The sequence below is a fragment of the Leucobacter alluvii genome (assembly GCF_039530485.1).
Taxonomy (GTDB): Bacteria; Actinomycetota; Actinomycetes; order Actinomycetales; family Microbacteriaceae; genus Leucobacter; species Leucobacter alluvii.
The window spans coordinates 332,103-348,910 of record NZ_BAAAOP010000012.1 but is presented as its reverse complement, the minus strand read 5'-3'; the positions used below and the strand labels follow the sequence as shown (position 1 = coordinate 348,910).

General features: G+C 67.9%; 12 protein-coding genes. 9 read left to right on the top strand and 3 right to left on the bottom strand.

Annotation, left to right across the window (positions count from 1 at the left end):
- Positions 1–2 precede the first annotated feature (2 nt).
- Positions 3–473 (bottom strand): hypothetical protein, encoded by a 471-nt coding sequence (locus ABFX18_RS12850; RefSeq protein ID WP_346058527.1) that lies wholly within the window; start codon positions 471–473, stop codon positions 3–5.
- The gene (locus ABFX18_RS12845) at positions 470–2,182 is read right to left on the bottom strand and encodes a PspC domain-containing protein (protein ID WP_346058526.1); all 1,713 of its coding nucleotides are present in this window, start codon (positions 2,180–2,182) and stop codon (positions 470–472) included. Before ABFX18_RS12845 ends, ABFX18_RS12850 begins: the two co-directional genes overlap by 4 nt.
- 113 nt (positions 2,183–2,295) lie before the next feature.
- Between ABFX18_RS12845 and ABFX18_RS12840 the strand changes: the two genes are divergently transcribed.
- Entirely contained in the window at positions 2,296–3,726 is a 1,431-nt protein-coding gene (locus ABFX18_RS12840) for an ATP-binding protein (protein WP_346058525.1), read from the top strand.
- A complete protein-coding gene (locus tag ABFX18_RS12835) occupies positions 3,723–4,394 on the top strand; it encodes a response regulator (protein ID WP_346058524.1) in 672 nt (223 codons plus the stop codon). The genes ABFX18_RS12840 and ABFX18_RS12835 overlap by 4 nt, the downstream gene beginning before the upstream one ends.
- Before the next feature lie 30 nt (positions 4,395–4,424).
- On the opposite strand, the gene ABFX18_RS12830 is transcribed toward ABFX18_RS12835, so the two are convergent.
- The gene (locus tag ABFX18_RS12830; RefSeq protein WP_346058686.1) at positions 4,425–6,038 is read right to left on the bottom strand and encodes a phospholipid carrier-dependent glycosyltransferase; all 1,614 of its coding nucleotides are present in this window, start codon (positions 6,036–6,038) and stop codon (positions 4,425–4,427) included.
- Positions 6,039–6,095: 57 nt separating this feature from the next.
- Between ABFX18_RS12830 and ABFX18_RS12825 the strand changes: the two genes are divergently transcribed.
- The 7 genes from ABFX18_RS12825 to ABFX18_RS12795 all read left to right on the top strand — a co-directional run bounded on the left by ABFX18_RS12825 (position 6,096) and on the right by ABFX18_RS12795 (position 16,795).
- On the top strand, positions 6,096–7,883 hold the full coding sequence (locus ABFX18_RS12825; protein ID WP_346058523.1) for a proline--tRNA ligase: 1,788 nt from the start codon (positions 6,096–6,098) through the stop codon (positions 7,881–7,883).
- A gap of 236 nt (positions 7,884–8,119) precedes the next feature.
- Entirely contained in the window at positions 8,120–8,467 is a 348-nt protein-coding gene (locus tag ABFX18_RS12820; RefSeq protein WP_249290837.1) for a WXG100 family type VII secretion target, read from the top strand.
- A 103-nt stretch (positions 8,468–8,570) separates the two neighbouring features.
- Positions 8,571–8,879, top strand: a complete 309-nt coding sequence (locus ABFX18_RS12815) for a hypothetical protein (protein WP_346058522.1) — start codon at positions 8,571–8,573, stop codon at positions 8,877–8,879.
- Positions 8,876–10,951 (top strand): alpha/beta hydrolase, encoded by a 2,076-nt coding sequence (locus ABFX18_RS12810; protein ID WP_346058521.1) that lies wholly within the window; start codon positions 8,876–8,878, stop codon positions 10,949–10,951. The genes ABFX18_RS12815 and ABFX18_RS12810 overlap by 4 nt, the downstream gene beginning before the upstream one ends.
- Before the next feature lie 128 nt (positions 10,952–11,079).
- A complete protein-coding gene (locus tag ABFX18_RS12805; RefSeq protein WP_346058520.1) occupies positions 11,080–11,541 on the top strand; it encodes a hypothetical protein in 462 nt (153 codons plus the stop codon).
- 94 nt (positions 11,542–11,635) lie between these two features.
- Positions 11,636–12,121, top strand: coding sequence for an inner membrane protein YiaA (yiaA, locus tag ABFX18_RS12800; RefSeq protein ID WP_346058519.1), 486 nt, complete (start codon positions 11,636–11,638; stop codon positions 12,119–12,121).
- A gap of 24 nt (positions 12,122–12,145) precedes the next feature.
- Positions 12,146–16,795, top strand: coding sequence for a type VII secretion EssC family protein (locus tag ABFX18_RS12795; RefSeq protein ID WP_346058518.1), 4,650 nt, complete (start codon positions 12,146–12,148; stop codon positions 16,793–16,795).
- The last annotated feature ends 13 nt before the right edge of the window (positions 16,796–16,808 follow it).

Genomic DNA, 16,808 nt, shown 5'->3' with positions numbered 1-16,808 from the left:
CCCTACCGCCGACGCCGGGTATCGCGACGGCCGCGGATCAGCACGGCGAAGCCGACACCGAGCAGCAGGACGCCCAGCCCGATAATCGTCGCGGTGATCCAGCCGGCCGCGTCCAGGCCGCCGCCGCCGAGCACCTGCTGCGAGATGTATCCGCAGAAGACCAGGATCAGCGCTCCCCAGACGATGGGCCCCGTCCGCGGGCTCGGCCGCGACGGTGCGCGATCGCTTGCAGCAGTGTTTCCGGCCGCGCGTTCGCCCGTCGGCGCCCCGAATGCGTCAGGCGTTTCGCGTGCGTCCGGTCGAGGTGCGGCGGCTGCGCTCGGTGCGCTCGGTGCGCTCTGGCCGGCAGATTCTCCCGGACCGCTCTCCGCGTCGGCGGGAGCCGCTGCGACGCCGCTCGCGGGCGGTGGCGTCAGCGGAATCCTGGCCGTCGTCTCTTCATTCGTCCCGGGGCTCGTAGATTCGACGCTCATGAGTTCATCTCCAGTTCCAGGGCTTCGAGCTCCTGTGCGATATCGGTGCGCTCGTCTTCCAGGCTCCGGCGCTCAGACGGGCTGAGGCCCGGTTCTGCGAGCTTCCAGTCGAGCACGTCGAGCTGGCCGTCGAGGCGATCGGCCTCCTGCTCCAGACGCCGATCCGCGTCCGTGTCTGCAGGGGTATCGACCCCTGCGCGCTCGTTCTCATCCGCCCTCTCGGCATCCCGCCCGCCCGCACCGCCCGTGACGTCGACGTTGCCCGCGAGCAGCGTCACCGTGACGACTGGTGCCGCGTCCTCGTTGTCGGGCGTGACGTTCGATCGGATCTCCCGCGAGATGAAGGGCCCGCTCGTCACGATCTGGGTCGCTCGAGACGAGTCGAGGTCGTTGCGGCCGGATTCATCGATCCGTCCAGCGAGTACGCGCGCGTGCACGATGACCGGAGACGACGCAGGAAGCTCGATGGTGCTGCGACCCGCGAGCACCCACACCTCGAGATCATCGGCGCCGCCCGCTCTCGTCTCGATATCCCCGAGATCGACCGTGGTGTTGCCCGCGAGCACGACGGCACCGGTCTCCGCTCCGGTCACATGCAGATTGCCGAACGGCTGGAAGCGAGTGCCCCAGGGGAGCACGACGGTGATGAGCAACGCCACCACACCGCAGAACGAGAGAAACCCGATCCACCCGGTGTACCGACCGCGTGTTCCGGCGACGATCAACGACAATGCCAGCACGGCGAGCGCCGCGATGAGGCCCGTGATGAGCGCGTCGGGAGCGACGCTCTCGATCGAGAGCGGACCGTGCACTGAGGTCGTCCACAGTGCCGCGAGTCCGCCCGCGAGCAGCGCGAGTGCCAGGGTGATCACCGTGTGGGCGGCTCCCAGCCGATGCGCGTCGTGGTGCTCCGCGTAGCGGGCGCTCCACGCCTCGGTCTGCTCGCCGACCTCTCGCCCCCACTTATCGGCAGCGGCGCCCGCGCGGCGACCCCAGTCAGCGGCGTCCCGTGCGACGCGGTCGGCGCTCTCGCTCGCCCGCGCGGCGAACGATGCAGCGGAATCGGCGGAGTCGTGCGGGGTGCGGGCGTACTCGCGGTCGGCAGCGCGATCCGCGTGATCCGGATCGGCCCCGGCCTCTCCTGACGCCGCGTCGTCGGCACCGGATGCGTGTTCGCCGTATTCTCGGCCGCGCTTGAGCACGATGCTCCGTACCCAGAAGAACCCGAGCACGAGGATCGCGATCCAGGACAGCCAGGCCGCTGTCGCAGTGACCCATCCGGGAATGCCGAGCGACCCCCAGACGCCCCAGCTCCACACGCTGAACAGCGGGTAGGCGTCTCCAGGGCTCACGAGGCCGAGAATGCCCGGAACGATGACGACTGCCGTGAGGATCACGGCGACGACGATCATCCCGGTCTCTGCTCGCCCCCGGATGATCTCCTCCACGTGGATGCGGCCGTTCGCGTCGGGCAGGAGGAGCCAGCCGATGAGGTAGAGCAGAACGCCAGGGCCTCCCAGCAGCGCGAGCACGATGAAGATGCCGCGCACGATGATGGGATCGATCCGAAGGCGATCTGCGATTCCGGCGGCGACGCCGGCGAACCACCGGTCGCTGCTGCGGGTGATGCCGAGACCGCGCAACCAGGTGAAGAAGCCCTGGCCCGCAGGCGGCACTGCGGGGCCCGGTGTGGGAGGTGTGGTGTCCATGGTTCGAGTCTGGCTGAGACGGGAATGCTCGGCCATGGGGGATCACCCTGATCCTTCCCTGATCCCGAGACCCCGAGACCCCCACGCGTCGCGTGACCTGATTGGATGGGGGCATGGCCGATGCTCCTCTCACCCGCTCGCGCGATGACCGCGTGCTCATGGGCGTCTGCGGGGGACTCGGGGCGCATCTCGGCGTTTCGTCGCAGACGGTGCGCATTGCGATGCTCGTGCTGACCGCGCTGGGCGGAGCCGGGGCCGTGCTCTACCTGTGGCTCTGGGCCACTGTGCCGTGGAACGGCGACGATGCGGGCATCGTGCCGCTTCGACGGGCGCTGACCCCGCCTGCTGCCGCGACGTCCACTGCGTCTGCTGCTCCCGCCTCGGCTGCTGCTCCCGCCTCGGCTGCCTCGGCTCCGGCAGCTGCAGCGACTCCGGCGGCCCCGTCGGCGACAGCGCCATCGGCACCTGCGACGCGCATGCCCGCGGCGCAGGTGCCCCCCATCGAACTCGGAGCGCCCGCAGCCGACACTGCGAACGAGCGCCGACCCCGCTGGCCCATCGCCGAATTGCTGCTCGGCACGTGTCTGTTGCTGGCGGGCGCCGGTCTCGTGCTCGAGCGACTCGGGGTGCAGCTGCGACTCGAGCTGTTGCTCCCCGCACTCGCCGTACTGGTGGGCGTCGGCCTCACCTGGTGGCAGATCGCAGATCGCGACCGCCCGGATCGCCATGCGCTGCCGCGAGCCCTCGGGGCCCTCGCGCTCGTCGCCGTCGGTGTCCTCATGTTCTTCGTCACCGCCCGCGAGCCGAACACCTGGACCGTCATCGGCGCGGCACTCGCGGTGCTCGGAGGCGTCGCCCTTGCAGTGGCGCCCTGGCTGCTCCGCATCAATCGCGAGCTGATGAGCGAGCGCGCGGCCCGAGCTCGTGAGGCCGAGCGCTCCGACATCGCCGCGCACTTGCACGACTCGGTGCTGCAGACCCTCGCGCTGATCCAGCAGCGGTCGGAACCGGGCAGCGAGGTCGCCCGGTTGGCGCGAGGCCAGGAGCGGGAATTGCGCGAGTGGCTGTTTCGTGCGGCCGATGGAGGCGCCCCGCAGCCGCGCGAGGCCGTCGACACCGAGCTCCGCGCGCACGCCGCAGCGCTCGAAGCCGATCATCCCGTGCGCTTCGAGGTCGTCTCAGTCGGAGCGGGCGAGGGGCTCGTCGCGCCGGCACCCATCGTCGCAGCGGCGCGCGAGGCGATGCTGAACGCCGCGCGTCACGCGGGCGGCGACGTCACCGTCTATCTCGAAGCGACGCAGGATCGGGTGACGATCGACATCACAGACCGCGGAGTCGGGCTCGACCCGAACGACCTTCCCGAGGGGCGAATGGGCGTGCGCGAGTCGATCCTCGGCAGAATGGAACGAGCCGGTGGGCAGGCTCGGATCGTGCGCGGTCCGGGCGGGGGCACCTCGGTACGGCTCGGGATTCCCCGGCAGACGCCGACCGAACCCGCGGGAATGACGCACCATGAGACCGCGCAGAACGAGGAGACCCGATGAATCGCGCACCGCACGAGATCCGCATCGTCATCGTCGACGACCATCAGATCTTCCGCACCGGTCTCCGAGCCGAACTCGGGGACGAGCTCGCGGTGGTCGGCGAAGCCGCGAACGTCGACGAGGCGGTCGCGGTGGTGACGGCGACCGTGCCCGACGTCGTGCTGCTCGACGTGCACCTGCCCGGCGGCGCCGGCGGTGGCGGGGCCGAGGTGCTGCAGCGTCTCGCGGGCAACCCTGCGACGCGCGGCATCCGTGTGCTGGCGCTGAGCGTCTCGGACGCGGCCGACGATGTCGTGCAGGTCATCCGCGCCGGCGCCAGGGGGTACCTGACGAAGACCGCATCCGGCGCCGAGGTGACGGCAGCGGTGGGGCGGGTGCACAGCGGAGACGCCGTGTTCTCGCCGCGGCTCGCGGGGTTCGTGCTCGATGCGTTCGGCACGGGCGGCGGGGAGACCGCGGCGCGAGACGATGAACTGGACCGTCTCTCGGCGCGCGAGCAAGAGGTGATGCGCATGATCGCCCGCGGCTACGCCTACAAGGAGGTCGCAGCCGAGCTGTTCCTCTCGGTGAAGACGGTGGAGACGCACGTCTCGAACGTGCTGCGCAAACTCCAGCTCTCGAATCGGCACGAACTCACGGCGTGGGCGCTGTCATGGCGCTTGCTCTGAGGGAGCAGGCGAACTGAGTCCGCCGCCCTGCTACTGCCAGCCGGGCACCCACTGGTGCGCGCGCCAGAACCACTCGGCCATCGGCGCCCCGGACCAGACAGGGAGGAACAGGACGGCGAGAGCGATGCAGGCGACCACATACAGGGCGACCGCGATCCGGATTCCGAGCAGAGTCTCGGGCGAGCCCCCGCCGGGGCCCTCGAACTCGCGTCCGTGCTCGCTCGCCGCCGTCACACCGCTCGCCGCCGCATGGCTCGCCGCCGCATCGCCGGCCGCGCTCGCCGCCGGATGCGGTTCACCCGCGCTCAGCCGAGGTCGCATGCGCACGCGGCACAGCAGCGCGAGCCCCATCGCGAGAGCGATCGCCGAGAACGGCGTCAGCACCACGGCGTAGAACTGGAAGACCGCGGAACGCGACACGGTCAGCACCCACGGGAGCCACCCCGAGAGGTAGCCGACGACGACGAACGCGCTCGCGGTCACCAGCGGGTCGGGCCCGCGGCGCGCGCGGAAGACGATGACGCAGACGAGTGCGATGAGCGCGATCGCGCCACCCCAGGTCACGAGCGGGTTCGGCAGGGGCGACACGACCGCTGCGCAGGCCGACCACGGGCACCCAGCATCAGAACCCCAGCGGGATTCGTACATCCCGGTCGGGCGAAGCGCGAGCGGCCACGTCAGCGGATGGGAGGCGTAGGGGTGCGGCGCGCTGAGCGACCGGTGCCAGTCGAGCATCTCGGCGTGATACTGCAGCAGCGCCGGCCACCATGCTTCTCCTGCGGTGCGGCTCCACCCGCCGGGATTCAGGATCCAGCCCGCCCAACTGGCGACGTACACGAGCACAGCAGCGGGGAGGGCGACCAGCCCGGCGACGACGGCCTGCCACGCAGCGCGCGGCACGGCGTGGCGTTCCCGTGCCCGGAGCCGGACGACGAGATCGCGCACGGTGATGAAGACGAGGAAGGCAGCGAGCGGGTACAGGCCGGACCATTTGATCGAGGCCGCAGCGCCGAAGGCTCCCGCGGCCGCGAGCAGCCACGGGCGGCGCCAGAGCACCGGAACGCGGGGCGGCGGTGGACCGGAGCGGTCACGCTGATCCGGCGTCGTCGCCCGTGCCCCGGTCCATTCGATATCGCGCCAGACGCACAGCGCGCCGATCGCGACGGCGAGGGTGAGGAAGCCGTCGAGCAGACCCACTCGCGTGAGTACGACGTGCACTCCGTCGATCGCGAGGAGGAGACCCGCGGTGCATGCGACGACGACGCTCCGGGTGATGCGCCAGCCGAGGCGCATCGTGACCGCCACGGTGAGCACGCCGGCGAGCGCGACCGCACTTCGCCACCCCCAGCCGGAACCGGGCCCGAACACGAGCACTCCGAGGCCGATGAGCCACTTGCCGAGTGGAGGGTGCACCGCGTTCGACGGCTCGTCGGAGAAGCCGAGCGCACGCGACCCGCTCATGTCCGGTTCGTCATCGGGCCAGGTCGTCGGGTATCCGTGCGCGAGCTGGCTGATGGCATCCCGCACGTAGTACAACTCGTCGAAGACGAGCACCCCGGGACGGCCGAGAGCCCAGAACCTCAGCGCAGCAGCGATCGCGAGCACCAGTGCCGGTGCGAGCCAGTGCAGCCAGCGGTTTCGCATCACGGCTCCAGCGTACGGCGCACCTCCGACGCGCGGCGCGCGGGCTACGATGGTGAGGTGATTACGCGGCTCAGCTCCTACTTTCTCAAGACCCTCCGAGAAGATCCCTCTGACGCCGAGGTGGCGAGCCACCGGCTGCTCGTGCGCGCGGGCTACATCCGGCGCCAGGCCCCGGGAATCTTCGGGTGGATGCCGCTCGGCTTGCGGGTGAAGGGCAAGCTCGAGCAGATCATCCGCGAGGAGATGGTCGCCGCCGGTGCGCACGAAGTGCATTTCCCCGGACTGCTGCCCCGCGAGCCATACGAAGCCTCCGGTCGGTGGGATGAGTACGGAGACGCCCTCTTCCGCCTGCAGGATCGCCACGGCGCCGACTACCTGCTCGCACCGACGCACGAAGAGGTCTTCACCAACATGGTGAAGGACATCGTGACGTCGTACAAGGACCTGCCGCTGGCGCTCTTCCAGATTCAGGACAAGTACCGCGATGAGGCTCGGCCCCGCGCCGGCCTGCTGCGCGGCCGCGAGTTCACGATGAAGGACGCCTACTCGTTCGATTCGACCGACGAGGGGTTGCACGCGAGCTACGAGCGCCAGCGCGCCGCCTACGAGCGCATCTTCACCCGGCTCGGTCTCGAATACGCCATCGTCTCCGCCGACGCTGGCGCGATGGGCGGATCGCGCAGCGAAGAATTCCTCCTGCCGACGTCGATCGGCGAGGACACCTTCGTGCGCTCTGCCGGCGGGTACGCGGCGAATGTCGAGGCGTACTCCACCCCCGTTCCCGAGGCCATTCCGTTCGACGATGCGCCGTCGGCCGTCGTCTACGACTCGCCCGACACCCCGACGATCGACACCCTTGTCGCCCACACGAACGCGGTGCTGCCGCGCGAGGACGGGCGCGCATGGACCGCCGCCGACACGCTGAAGAACCTCGTGCTCGCAGTGACGCCCATCGGCGGCGAGCGCGAGATCGTCGTCGTTGGCATCCCCGGAGACCGCGACGCCGACATGAAGCGCGCGGAAGTCGCGTTCCCTGGCGCTGAGGTCGAGCCGGCGACGGCCGCGGATCTCGCCCGCCACCCCGGCCTCGTGAAGGGGTACATCGGGCCGGCGCGCATCGACGACCAGGGCGGGATCACCCCTGTGCTCGGCGCCGAGAGCGCTACGGGCCTGCGGTACCTCGTCGACCCGCGCGTCGTCGCGGGCACGACCTGGGTGACCGGGGCGAACGTCGAAGGCCAGCACGTCGCGCATCTCGTCTTCGGGCGGGATTTCGTCGCAGACGGCACGGTCGAGATCGCCGACGTGCGCGACGGCGATCCCGCTCCCGACGGATCAGGGCCGATCGAGACCGCTCGCGGCATGGAGATCGGTCACATCTTCCAGCTCGGCCGCAAATACGCTGAGGCACTCGGGCTGAAGGTGCTCGACGAGAACGGCAAACTCGTCACGGTGACCATGGGCTCGTACGGCATCGGAGTGACTCGCATCATGGCCATTCTCGCCGAACTGCACCACGACGATCGCGGGCTGATCTGGCCGGAAGCCGTCGCGCCGTTCAACGTGCACGTCGTCGCCACAGGCCGGGATGCGGCTGTATACGAGGTCGCCGAGTCGCTCGTCGAGACGCTCGATGCCGCCGGTGTCGAGGTCATCTTCGACGATCGCCCGAAGGTGTCGCCCGGCGTGAAGTTCGGCGACGCCGAATTGCTCGGGGTTCCTCGCGTGGTGGTCGTGGGCCGAGATGCGGCGGACGGTTTCGCTGAGGTGTGGGATCGGGCCGCCGGAACCAAGGAGAAGGTCGCGCTCTCCGACGTGCCCGGCCTCTTCGGCGTGCGCGTGTGATGTGAGGATCGCGGCCTTCGGTCGCGCAGGTGTGACGGGGCGTCGCTGCTGGTGCAGCGGCGCCCCGTTTTCCATATGGCCGCGCGGAGCCTCTCGCCGAATCACCGCATCGCATCGCCGCTCATACCGGAGTGCTCGCCCTCGTATACCGCAGTTATCCACATTCCTGCCGAGTGCTGTGCACTCCCGTCTCGCGACTCCATACGGTGGAAGTCATCTCCCGGACACTCCGGGCGATGACCATCAGCACTGACGCGAGCCGGGGGGATCGCGCGAGAGAAGGGATCCCCATGGCCAACATCAATGTGACCTACGGCGAGATGGAGCAGGCTGCTTCGCAGCTCGGCACCGGGCGCGACGAAATCACCGAGAAGCTTCGCGCACTGCAGATGCAGATCAACAATCTGGTCACCTCCGGTTTCGTCACCGACCAGGCGTCGGGCAAGTTCAACGCGGCCTACAACGACTACACGACGAGCGCGAACACGGTCGTGCAGAAGCTCTCCGAGATCCAGACCTTCCTCACGCAGACCGCGAATGCGATGCGCGAGATGGACGCCCAGATCGCCGCCAAGATCAACTGAGGCTGATCGGCTCGACTCGCAGCTCCGGTCGTGCTCCGGTTCGGCCGGGGAGCAATGGCACGCTGCGGGTCGCGCCGAGTCTCTGTGAAACGAGGGAATGACTATGCCTGACGGTCTGAAGATCTCCGACGCGGTGCTCGAAGCGGCAGCCTCACATCTCGTCGCTGCATCGCGTGTGATGATCGACGGAAACCAATCGTTGCCGGGCGGTGCTCCCGCGACGATCACGGGAGCCGGCGAAGAGATAGCGCGATTCATCACCGGACTCTCGACCGGCCGACTCGCCCTCGCTGACGCTGCGAAGACCGCGAGCACCGGGGTCGCCGGCATCATGAGCGACAGCTCTGATCTGGACGCGCGTCTGGCGAGCGCTCTCTACATCGGATTCGCCGTGAGGGGGACCGGGCGGTGACGATCTACGTTCCAGTCGACGGTGCGACGTTGCTCGAGGGCACGCCCGTAGTCGGGTCAGTTGACGAGATCAACGCGATCGGTCGATTCGCGCAGGATGTCGCCTCGGATGCGATGCAGTACGCCGCAGATGTGCAGAATGCTCGATTCACCCTCGGGTCGGAGAAGAGCACTGCCCTGGCGACCCTCAGCACGAAGATCAGCGAATTCCTGCTCCCGGGAGCAAACACGGTATTCCGGGCGGCGAGCGATGCGAAGAGCGCCCTCGACGCCTACGCGTCGGAGGTGGACCGGATTCATGACAGCGCAGAACGGACACGGCAGGGCGTCGACGAGGCCCTGTCGGAGATTCGTCAGTGCACCGTCCAGATCGAGAGCATCGCTTCAGTGATTCGCGTCGAGACGCCGTATGAGTGGTCTGTCGGGGCACCAGGCGTGATGCCCCGACCCCAGCTCGGAAGCCAGGCGCGAGACCTCGACGCCGATCAGCAGGAACTCGCCGTGCAGCACCTGCATTCGATGCACGAGCACGAATGGATGCGCGCCGCATCGATCTGGCAAGCCGCACTCGTGAGCATCCAAGATGCGAAGACGACGTGGTCGAACCTCATCGAGGAGCGTCGGAGAGCTGAGGAGCGTCTGATCGGTGCCCTCGACGACACCGCGATCGGGCAGCTCATCAGCGTGAGTTCCGACAGTGCCGAGGCGCGTAGATTCACCATCGCCGTGACCATATCCGGGGAGTTGTGGGGCACGAGTGAAGATGCGCCCGAGACGAAGAAGTCGCATCCGCTGCTGACGAAACTGCTCGGCACCGAATCGGGCGAGCTCACGTGGGACCACCCGCCCGATCCTGAAACCGTCGCGGCGAATTGGGCGGCACTGGAGCCGGTCGAACGCGAGCGCCTGATCGATGAGGTGCCATGGGTCGTCGGCAATCTTCCCGGTCTCCCGTATGGGGTCCGCGATGCGGCGAACCGCAAGATGGTGGAGTTCTACCAGCAGTATCCGCAGGCCATGACCCCCGAGCAGCTGCAGCTGCTGGCCGATATTCGGGAGATTCTGAAGCTCGAAGCCGATCAAGAAAAGCAGTTCGGAGAGGGAAGGCCGCCCATCCAACTCGTCGCACTCGATATGACGAGTGAGGTGCCGAAGGCTGCGGTCGGGTACGGGGGCCTGGACACGGCGACGCACACGACCTGGCAGGTCGCGGGAATGAACAGCGACGCCCATCTGGCGCTGGAAGGCTGGGATGAAGCGAGCCGGCACGTCTACAGCGCGCAGAACAAGGTGTCGGGGTTCTCTGGTTCGACCGCGACGGTGGCCTGGCTCGGGTACGACACCCCGAATCTACCGCAAACGGGCGACTTCGGGGTGCTCTCCGTGGACGCGGCGAGGGCGGGCGCGCCGCGTTTCGCGGCTGAGCTCGAGGGTGCTCACGCGGCGCGAAGTGTGGGCGAGTCCGGCCTCCCGGAGGTGAACGTGCTCGCCCACTCCTACGGCACCACGCTCGCCACATTCGCGCTGACCCTGATCGGGGAGGACCATCCGGTGGACTCGCTCACCATGCTCGGCTCCGCGGGTCTCGATACCGAAACGGTTCCCTCGTACGACGTGCTACGGGTACGGGAGATCGCAACTGGACAGAAGGCGATCTTCACCACGCACGCCTCGGGCGATCATCTGGCGCCGCTCGGGGCAGGCTTCTCTGGGCGCGGGCAACCGAACCCAGATGCGCGCGACCTCTTCCAGCTGCATCTGCAGAGCCCCGTGTATGCGGGAGGTCTCGCGTTCTCCTCCGAGGGCGATCCAAACCAGAATCTGAAGAATACCGACGGGCATTCCACGATCGGCGAAGGCGATAGCCGGGACATCATAGGAATGTCCGCGTCGGAAGGCCACGGGTACCTCGACGTGCGAACCCAATCTTTGGACACCGTCGCGAAGATCACCACCGGTCACATCGACCCGGATCTGTGGCGGTCGTTCACGCGCACCGCGGGAATGTGCGTCGAGACCACGGGCATCGGCCGCACGGTGACACCGATTCGAGTGACCTGCGAGGCCGAATGACGATGAGTTGGACCAGACCGAAACAGACGATGATTGTGGCGATAGGCCTCGCTGCAGTCATGATGCTGTCGAGCTGCATGCAGGAGGTGCCGATCGTGTCGAGCGAACCCGGGAATCAGACGACGAACATGACGCTGGACGAGCAGCGGGAATGGGTGGGAGAGCAGTTCGATGCTGCGATCGCCGCGAGTGGGGTCGCGGAGGGTTGGTACGACATTTACAACAATGACGTTCTGTGGGCACGCGACAGGCCCGAAGATCGCGCTCGGACTTTGAACTCCCTGTTCCCTCGCGACTGCGGTTCAGGAGGGCGGCTGGACGAGTCATTGAAGAACCTGAGCGCAGACGATCCTTTGGCCGCGGCTGCAGCGGTGCGTTCCTTCTGGGAATCGGAGGGTTGGGCGGTATCCGATATTCGCTCATACGAGTCAGATCCGTACTTCCGCGCCGACGGTGAGGACGGCGCGCAGCTGGCCTTCCAGGCATCGAAGGAGGGCATGTCCCTGGAAGTCGCGACCGCCTGCTCCGTGAACAACACGGTGACCAACTGGAGGCTCCACAGCGAGATGGAGAACGAATCGGAGGAATGAGCGGCATGCTCGGAGCCGCTCGCTCACGAGCCCACCACGGTATGCACGAACACCAGTGGCGACATCAAACGCTGCTGCAGGAAGGACACACACCATGCACGAACCCCAGGAATCGTCGCACAAGCCCACGCCGGCCTTCATCGGCGCCTCGTGGCTCGCGCTCCTGATCGGAATGTCGACGTACTTGATCGGCCTGTTCAATGCGCGGATGGAACTCAACGAAAAGGGGTACTACTTCACTGTGCTCATGTTCGGTCTCTTCGCTGCGGTCTCACTGCAGAAGACCGTGCGCGACCGTGCTGAGAAACTGCCGGTGACGAATCTCTACTATGGAATCGCCTGGTGCGCTGTTGCGCTCGCGCTCGGTCTCCTCGCGATCGGCCTCTGGAATGCGGGCAGCATGACGCTCAGCGAGAAGGGGTTCTACGGCATCGGATTCGCCATGAGCCTGTTCGCGTCCGTAGCCGTGCAGAAGAACGTGCGCGACCTCGCTCGCTTTCGTGGCGAAACGTCAGCACCCGGCGGTGATGAGGATACGGATGCTCCCCTGTACCGCTTCCAGAACACGCCCGTGGAGTGAGCGGACGCTGCACGAACAACTCACATGAAGCTGAAGCTCACCCTCGCCGTGCCGAACCTCGGTCTTCACGACGTGACGCTCTCATGCGATGTGACGGCAACGGTCGGCGACGCGGCACGAGCGCTCCTCAGAGCCGGTGTCTCCGGAGACGGACGACTCGCTCGCGCCGCGCAGACCCGTCGCATACCGGTCACCCTGCGGGGCAGAGCCGGAGCATCCGAACCCGTGCTCCTCCTCGACCCGATGTCACCGCTCGGCGCCTCCGGGCTGCAATCGGGGTGGATCATCGAAGCCGTTCCCGAGTTCGGCAATCGCAGCGCCGAACGACGGCTCATCGACGTCGCCGCATACCTCGAAGTGCTGACCGGCGCGCACGCCGGAGCGACCTACAGTTTGATCGCCGGCACGAACGCGGTGGGCCGCGACCCCAGCTCCCGCGTGCACCTCACCGATGCGAGCGTGTCGCGACGGCACGCCCAGATCGAAATCGTCGCCGGCCGTACGACGAGCATCGTCGTGCACGATCTCGGGTCCGCCAACGGCGTGTTGCTCGGCGGACCAGAAGGAGAGGCGATCACGGAGTGCCGTGTCGATCGACCCCGCGAACTCGCCCTCGGAGACGTCACGGTGCGGATCACGCCGGGACCGCCCGTGCCCGACACCCCGAGCTTCTCGCACCGCGTCATGCACGTCCGCGCTCCGCGCGTGGCCCCGATGTTTCCAGCATCGCAGCGCGAACTCCCGGCCCCGCCGCGCCCCGCGGAACGGAATCGAATCCCGATGCTCGCGATGCTGGCGCCGATGATGATGGGTGGCGCCATGTACCTCGTGACCCAATCGCCCATGAGCCTCATGATGGTCGCGTTCTCCCCGCTCATGATGATCGGATCATGGCTCGACACCCGCGCGGGAAGCAAACGCAAGCAGAAGCGCGACCTCGCGAGGTTCGTGGAATCACTCGCCCTCGATCGCGCTGAACTCACCGACCTGAGAACACGCGAAATCGAGGTTCGCGCCTCCGAGACCCCCACGCTCGCCGAGATCGCTGATGCGGTGCAGCACCGCTCGGGCCTGCTCTGGACGCGCAGACCGGAGCACCGATCCTTCCTCGAGGTTCGTTTCGGTGACGGTGAGCTTCCCAGTCGCACCGAGATCGCACTGCCCGCGCGAGGCGAGACCGACCTCGTGCAGTGGGAGGCGCTTCAGCGCGTCGAAGCGGAGTTCGCTCACGTCGCACCGGTCCCGCTGCTCGAGCGTTTCGAGCGGTGCGGGTCGATCGGCGTGGTGGGAGAACCGATCTGGGCGGAGGGCATCGCGCGGTCTCTCATCATGCAACTCGCCGGCCTCCACTCTCCGTCCGAACTGGTGCTCGCCTGCTTGGCATCGGCGCACCACGCGGGCGAGTGGGAATGGTTGAAATGGCTTCCGCATATCGACACCGTCACCAGTCCGATCCCCTCCTGGCAGCTGGCCGATGATTCCTCCAGTTCGGCGCGACTCATCACTGCTCTCGAAGGGCTGCTCGAATCCAGGCGGCAGGCGCCGAACCGCCGCCGAACCGTGCGGTCGCATCTCGAGGAAGAGACGCGCAACGACGAGGACTCCGGCGTTGCAGTCGGCGACCTTCCGGTAGTTCCAGCAGTGGTCGTGCTCGTGCTCGACACCGGGCTCATCGATCCCTCGCGCATCATCGCACTCGCGGAAGACGGCCCGGATCACGGAATGCACCTCATCTGGGTGGCCCCCTCCACGGACCGACTCCCCGCAGCATGCCGCACCTTCGTCGAGCTCAGCACCGCCGAAGGCCGGGTCAGCTTCGTGCGAACGGGCACCTCGATCCAGCTCCAACGCCTTGCACCGATGGAATCGCTGCAAGCACTCGAACTGGCGAGGCGCCTCGCTCCGGTAGAAGATGTGAGCGCACGTGCTCTGGATGAAAGCGATCTCCCGAAGACGGTGCAGCTGAGGGACTTGCACGGCACCGACCTGCTGGGCGGGGCAGAGCCAGTGGTGCGCGCATGGCACCAGTCCGGCAGCGTGTCCCGGAACTGGAAAGCCGGGGACGAGCGCGAACCGATCTCCCTCGCCGCCGTCATCGGCCAGAGCCCAGACGGTCCCGCTGTGATCGATCTGCGCACGCACGGCCCGCACGCACTCGTCGGCGGCACGACTGGAGCCGGGAAATCGGAGTTCCTGCAATCGTGGATCATGAGCCTGGCCGCGACGATCAGCCCGGACCGGCTCACCTTCCTGCTCGTCGACTACAAAGGCGGCGCCGCGTTCGCGGAATGCGTCGACCTTCCGCACACGGTCGGGCTCGTCACCGACCTCAGCCCCCACCTGGTGCGCAGGGCACTCGCGTCGCTGAAGGCGGAACTCCACCATCGAGAGGAACTGCTCGCCGCGCATGGCGCCAAGGATCTGATCACCATGGAGCGACGTTCGGATCCTGCGGCACCGCCAGTGCTCGTCATCGTGATCGACGAGTTCGCCGCGCTCGCTGCAGACGTTCCCGAATTTGTGGACGGCGTCATCGACGTGGCCCAGCGCGGCCGTTCGCTCGGGCTGCACCTCGTGATGGCGACCCAGCGGCCCGCGGGGGTCATCACCGACAATCTGCGCGCCAATACGAATCTGCGCATCGCACTGCGCATGGCAGACGAATCGGACAGTGCCGACGTGCTCGACGTCTCCGATGCGGCCTTCTTCGCCGCCGAAACTCCGGGCCGCGGCGCATTCAAGGTCGGCCCAGGGCGTATCGCCCACTTCCAGACGGGATACCTCGGAGGGCGAGCCGCACACAGCGCCCCTGGATCTCGTGTCGAGCTTCGATCGCTGGGCTTCACGGAGGGGGAACCGTGGAACATCCCACCGGAACCCCAGCTCGTACCGCGCCGTCGCGCGAAGCCTCCGCGGGATATCGAACAGCTCCGCGACGGCATCGTGGCGGCGGCGGTGAAGACCGGGGTCGCCGCGCCGCGCCGCCCGTGGCTCGACGCGCTTCCCGTGTCACTCGGACTCCAGTCAGTTCGGCAGCAGGCGAATGATCTGCTCCAAGACATCGACGATGCGCCGATCATCGGCCTGCGGGACGAGTCAGCTTCTCAAGCTCAGCGTCCGGTCGCGATCGACTTCGAAGAGACGGGAAACGTGGCCTTCATCGGCGCGAGCGGTACCGGAAAATCTACAGCGCTCATCACGCTCGCGGCCTCGCTGAGCACCCGTGCCGACGACTTCCCGGTGCAGCTCTACGCCATCGACGCGGGCGGGGGAGCGCTCGAGGCGCTCGACGTGCTGCCCACCGTCGGTGCCGTAGCCCCGCTCGCGGACTCGGAGCTCACCGCGCGCATACTGCGACACGTGCTCGGCCTGATCGGAGAGCGCGGCTCCCGCTACGCCTCAGCGCGGGCTGCCGGCCTGCGGGCCTTCCGCCGCACGCCGAACGGGGAAGATGAATCGCGGATCGTGCTTCTGGTCGATGGTGTCGCCGCCTTCCGGCAGGCGACCGAGACTCTCGGAGGGCCCACCTCCCCGATGCAGATGCTGGGCGAGATCATGTCCGCTGGACGCTCGGTCGGTGTGCATGTCGTGCTGACCAGCGACCGGCCCGCAGCCATCCCGGCCGCGATGGCGTCCGCGGTGCAGCAGCAGTTCGTGCTCCGCCTCGCGGGTACGCACGATTACCACCAGCTCGGTGTGAGCGCCGACGCGCTTGAGGGCGCGTCTGCGGGCCGCGCACTGATGGTGCGGTCGGACGACGAGATCCAGATCGCCCGCATCGGAGACGGAGACGGCTTGGGTGCGCAGGCGCACGGGCTCGAACGGCTCGCCGAACAGCTCAGAGGGCTCGGGGTGACGGAGGCCCTGCCGATCCGCAACGCGCCGACGCACATCGCTCTCTCGGCGCTCAGCGAGGACGCCGGTGGGCGACCGGTGTACGGCATCGACACCGATGATTTCGCACCGATCGGGATGCCTGCCACTGGGCTCGGCGTCATCGCAGGGCCTCCGGGCTCAGGCCTTTCGACAGCGGCTCGCGTCTGCGTGCAGGCGCTCCGGCGGTGGGCCGGTGCTCGGGGGGAGGCTCTCGAACGGGTGCTCCTCACCTTCACCCCGGATGGACTCTGCCGGCGAGACGGGTGGGACCACATCGGACTCGGCGAAGACGGGGTCAGGGAGCGAGCCCGGGCGCTGACGATAGCGCTCGGAGGGAAGCCCGGGGCCAGAAGATCCCCGCCTGGAGGAATCGGAGCCGGAATCGTCGGCGGACCCCTCGGGGCGCCCGGCGGTCTGCCTGATCCTGCCCGCGAGGAACCCGTGCCGGTCTTCCCGCCGTCGGGAAAGCGCGGAATCGTCGTGATCGAACGGCCGGCTGATGCGGAAGGCACCGAAGCGCTCCCCGAACTCATCGCGCTCGCGAAGGCCGCCCGGCGCTCGGACGTGCTCGTGCTGTTCGAGTTCGAGCAGGGCAGTGGGAGTGCGAATTGGGATCTGTTCAGCGCACTCAAGCAGCCGAACTGGGGGCTCGCGCTTCAGCCCGACAGCACCGAAGGGCAGTCGCCGTTCCGGGAACCGCTGGGCCGCGTGAAGCGCGCCGATTTTCCGGTCGGCCGAGGTGTCGCGATCGAATCAGGGCGCGTGCAACCGGTGCACGTCGCGTTTCCAGAGGACTGACCGACGAGGAGAT

What these genes read in the sequence shown, in the direction of transcription:
- ABFX18_RS12850 (WP_346058527.1), bottom strand. Translation starts at nt 473, where the DNA reads ATGAGCGTCGAATCTACGAGCCCCGGGACGAATGAAGAGACGACGGCC.
- ABFX18_RS12845 (WP_346058526.1), bottom strand. Translation starts at nt 2,182, where the DNA reads ATGGACACCACACCTCCCACACCGGGCCCCGCAGTGCCGCCTGCGGGC.
- ABFX18_RS12840 (WP_346058525.1), top strand. Translation starts at nt 2,296, where the DNA reads ATGGCCGATGCTCCTCTCACCCGCTCGCGCGATGACCGCGTGCTCATG.
- ABFX18_RS12835 (WP_346058524.1), top strand. Translation starts at nt 3,723, where the DNA reads ATGAATCGCGCACCGCACGAGATCCGCATCGTCATCGTCGACGACCAT.
- ABFX18_RS12830 (WP_346058686.1), bottom strand. Translation starts at nt 6,038, where the DNA reads ATGCGAAACCGCTGGCTGCACTGGCTCGCACCGGCACTGGTGCTCGCG.
- ABFX18_RS12820 (WP_249290837.1), top strand. Translation starts at nt 8,120, where the DNA reads ATGACCATCAGCACTGACGCGAGCCGGGGGGATCGCGCGAGAGAAGGG.
- ABFX18_RS12815 (WP_346058522.1), top strand. Translation starts at nt 8,571, where the DNA reads ATGCCTGACGGTCTGAAGATCTCCGACGCGGTGCTCGAAGCGGCAGCC.
- ABFX18_RS12805 (WP_346058520.1), top strand. Translation starts at nt 11,080, where the DNA reads ATGACGCTGGACGAGCAGCGGGAATGGGTGGGAGAGCAGTTCGATGCT.
- yiaA (WP_346058519.1), top strand. Translation starts at nt 11,636, where the DNA reads ATGCACGAACCCCAGGAATCGTCGCACAAGCCCACGCCGGCCTTCATC.
- ABFX18_RS12795 (WP_346058518.1), top strand. Translation starts at nt 12,146, where the DNA reads ATGAAGCTGAAGCTCACCCTCGCCGTGCCGAACCTCGGTCTTCACGAC.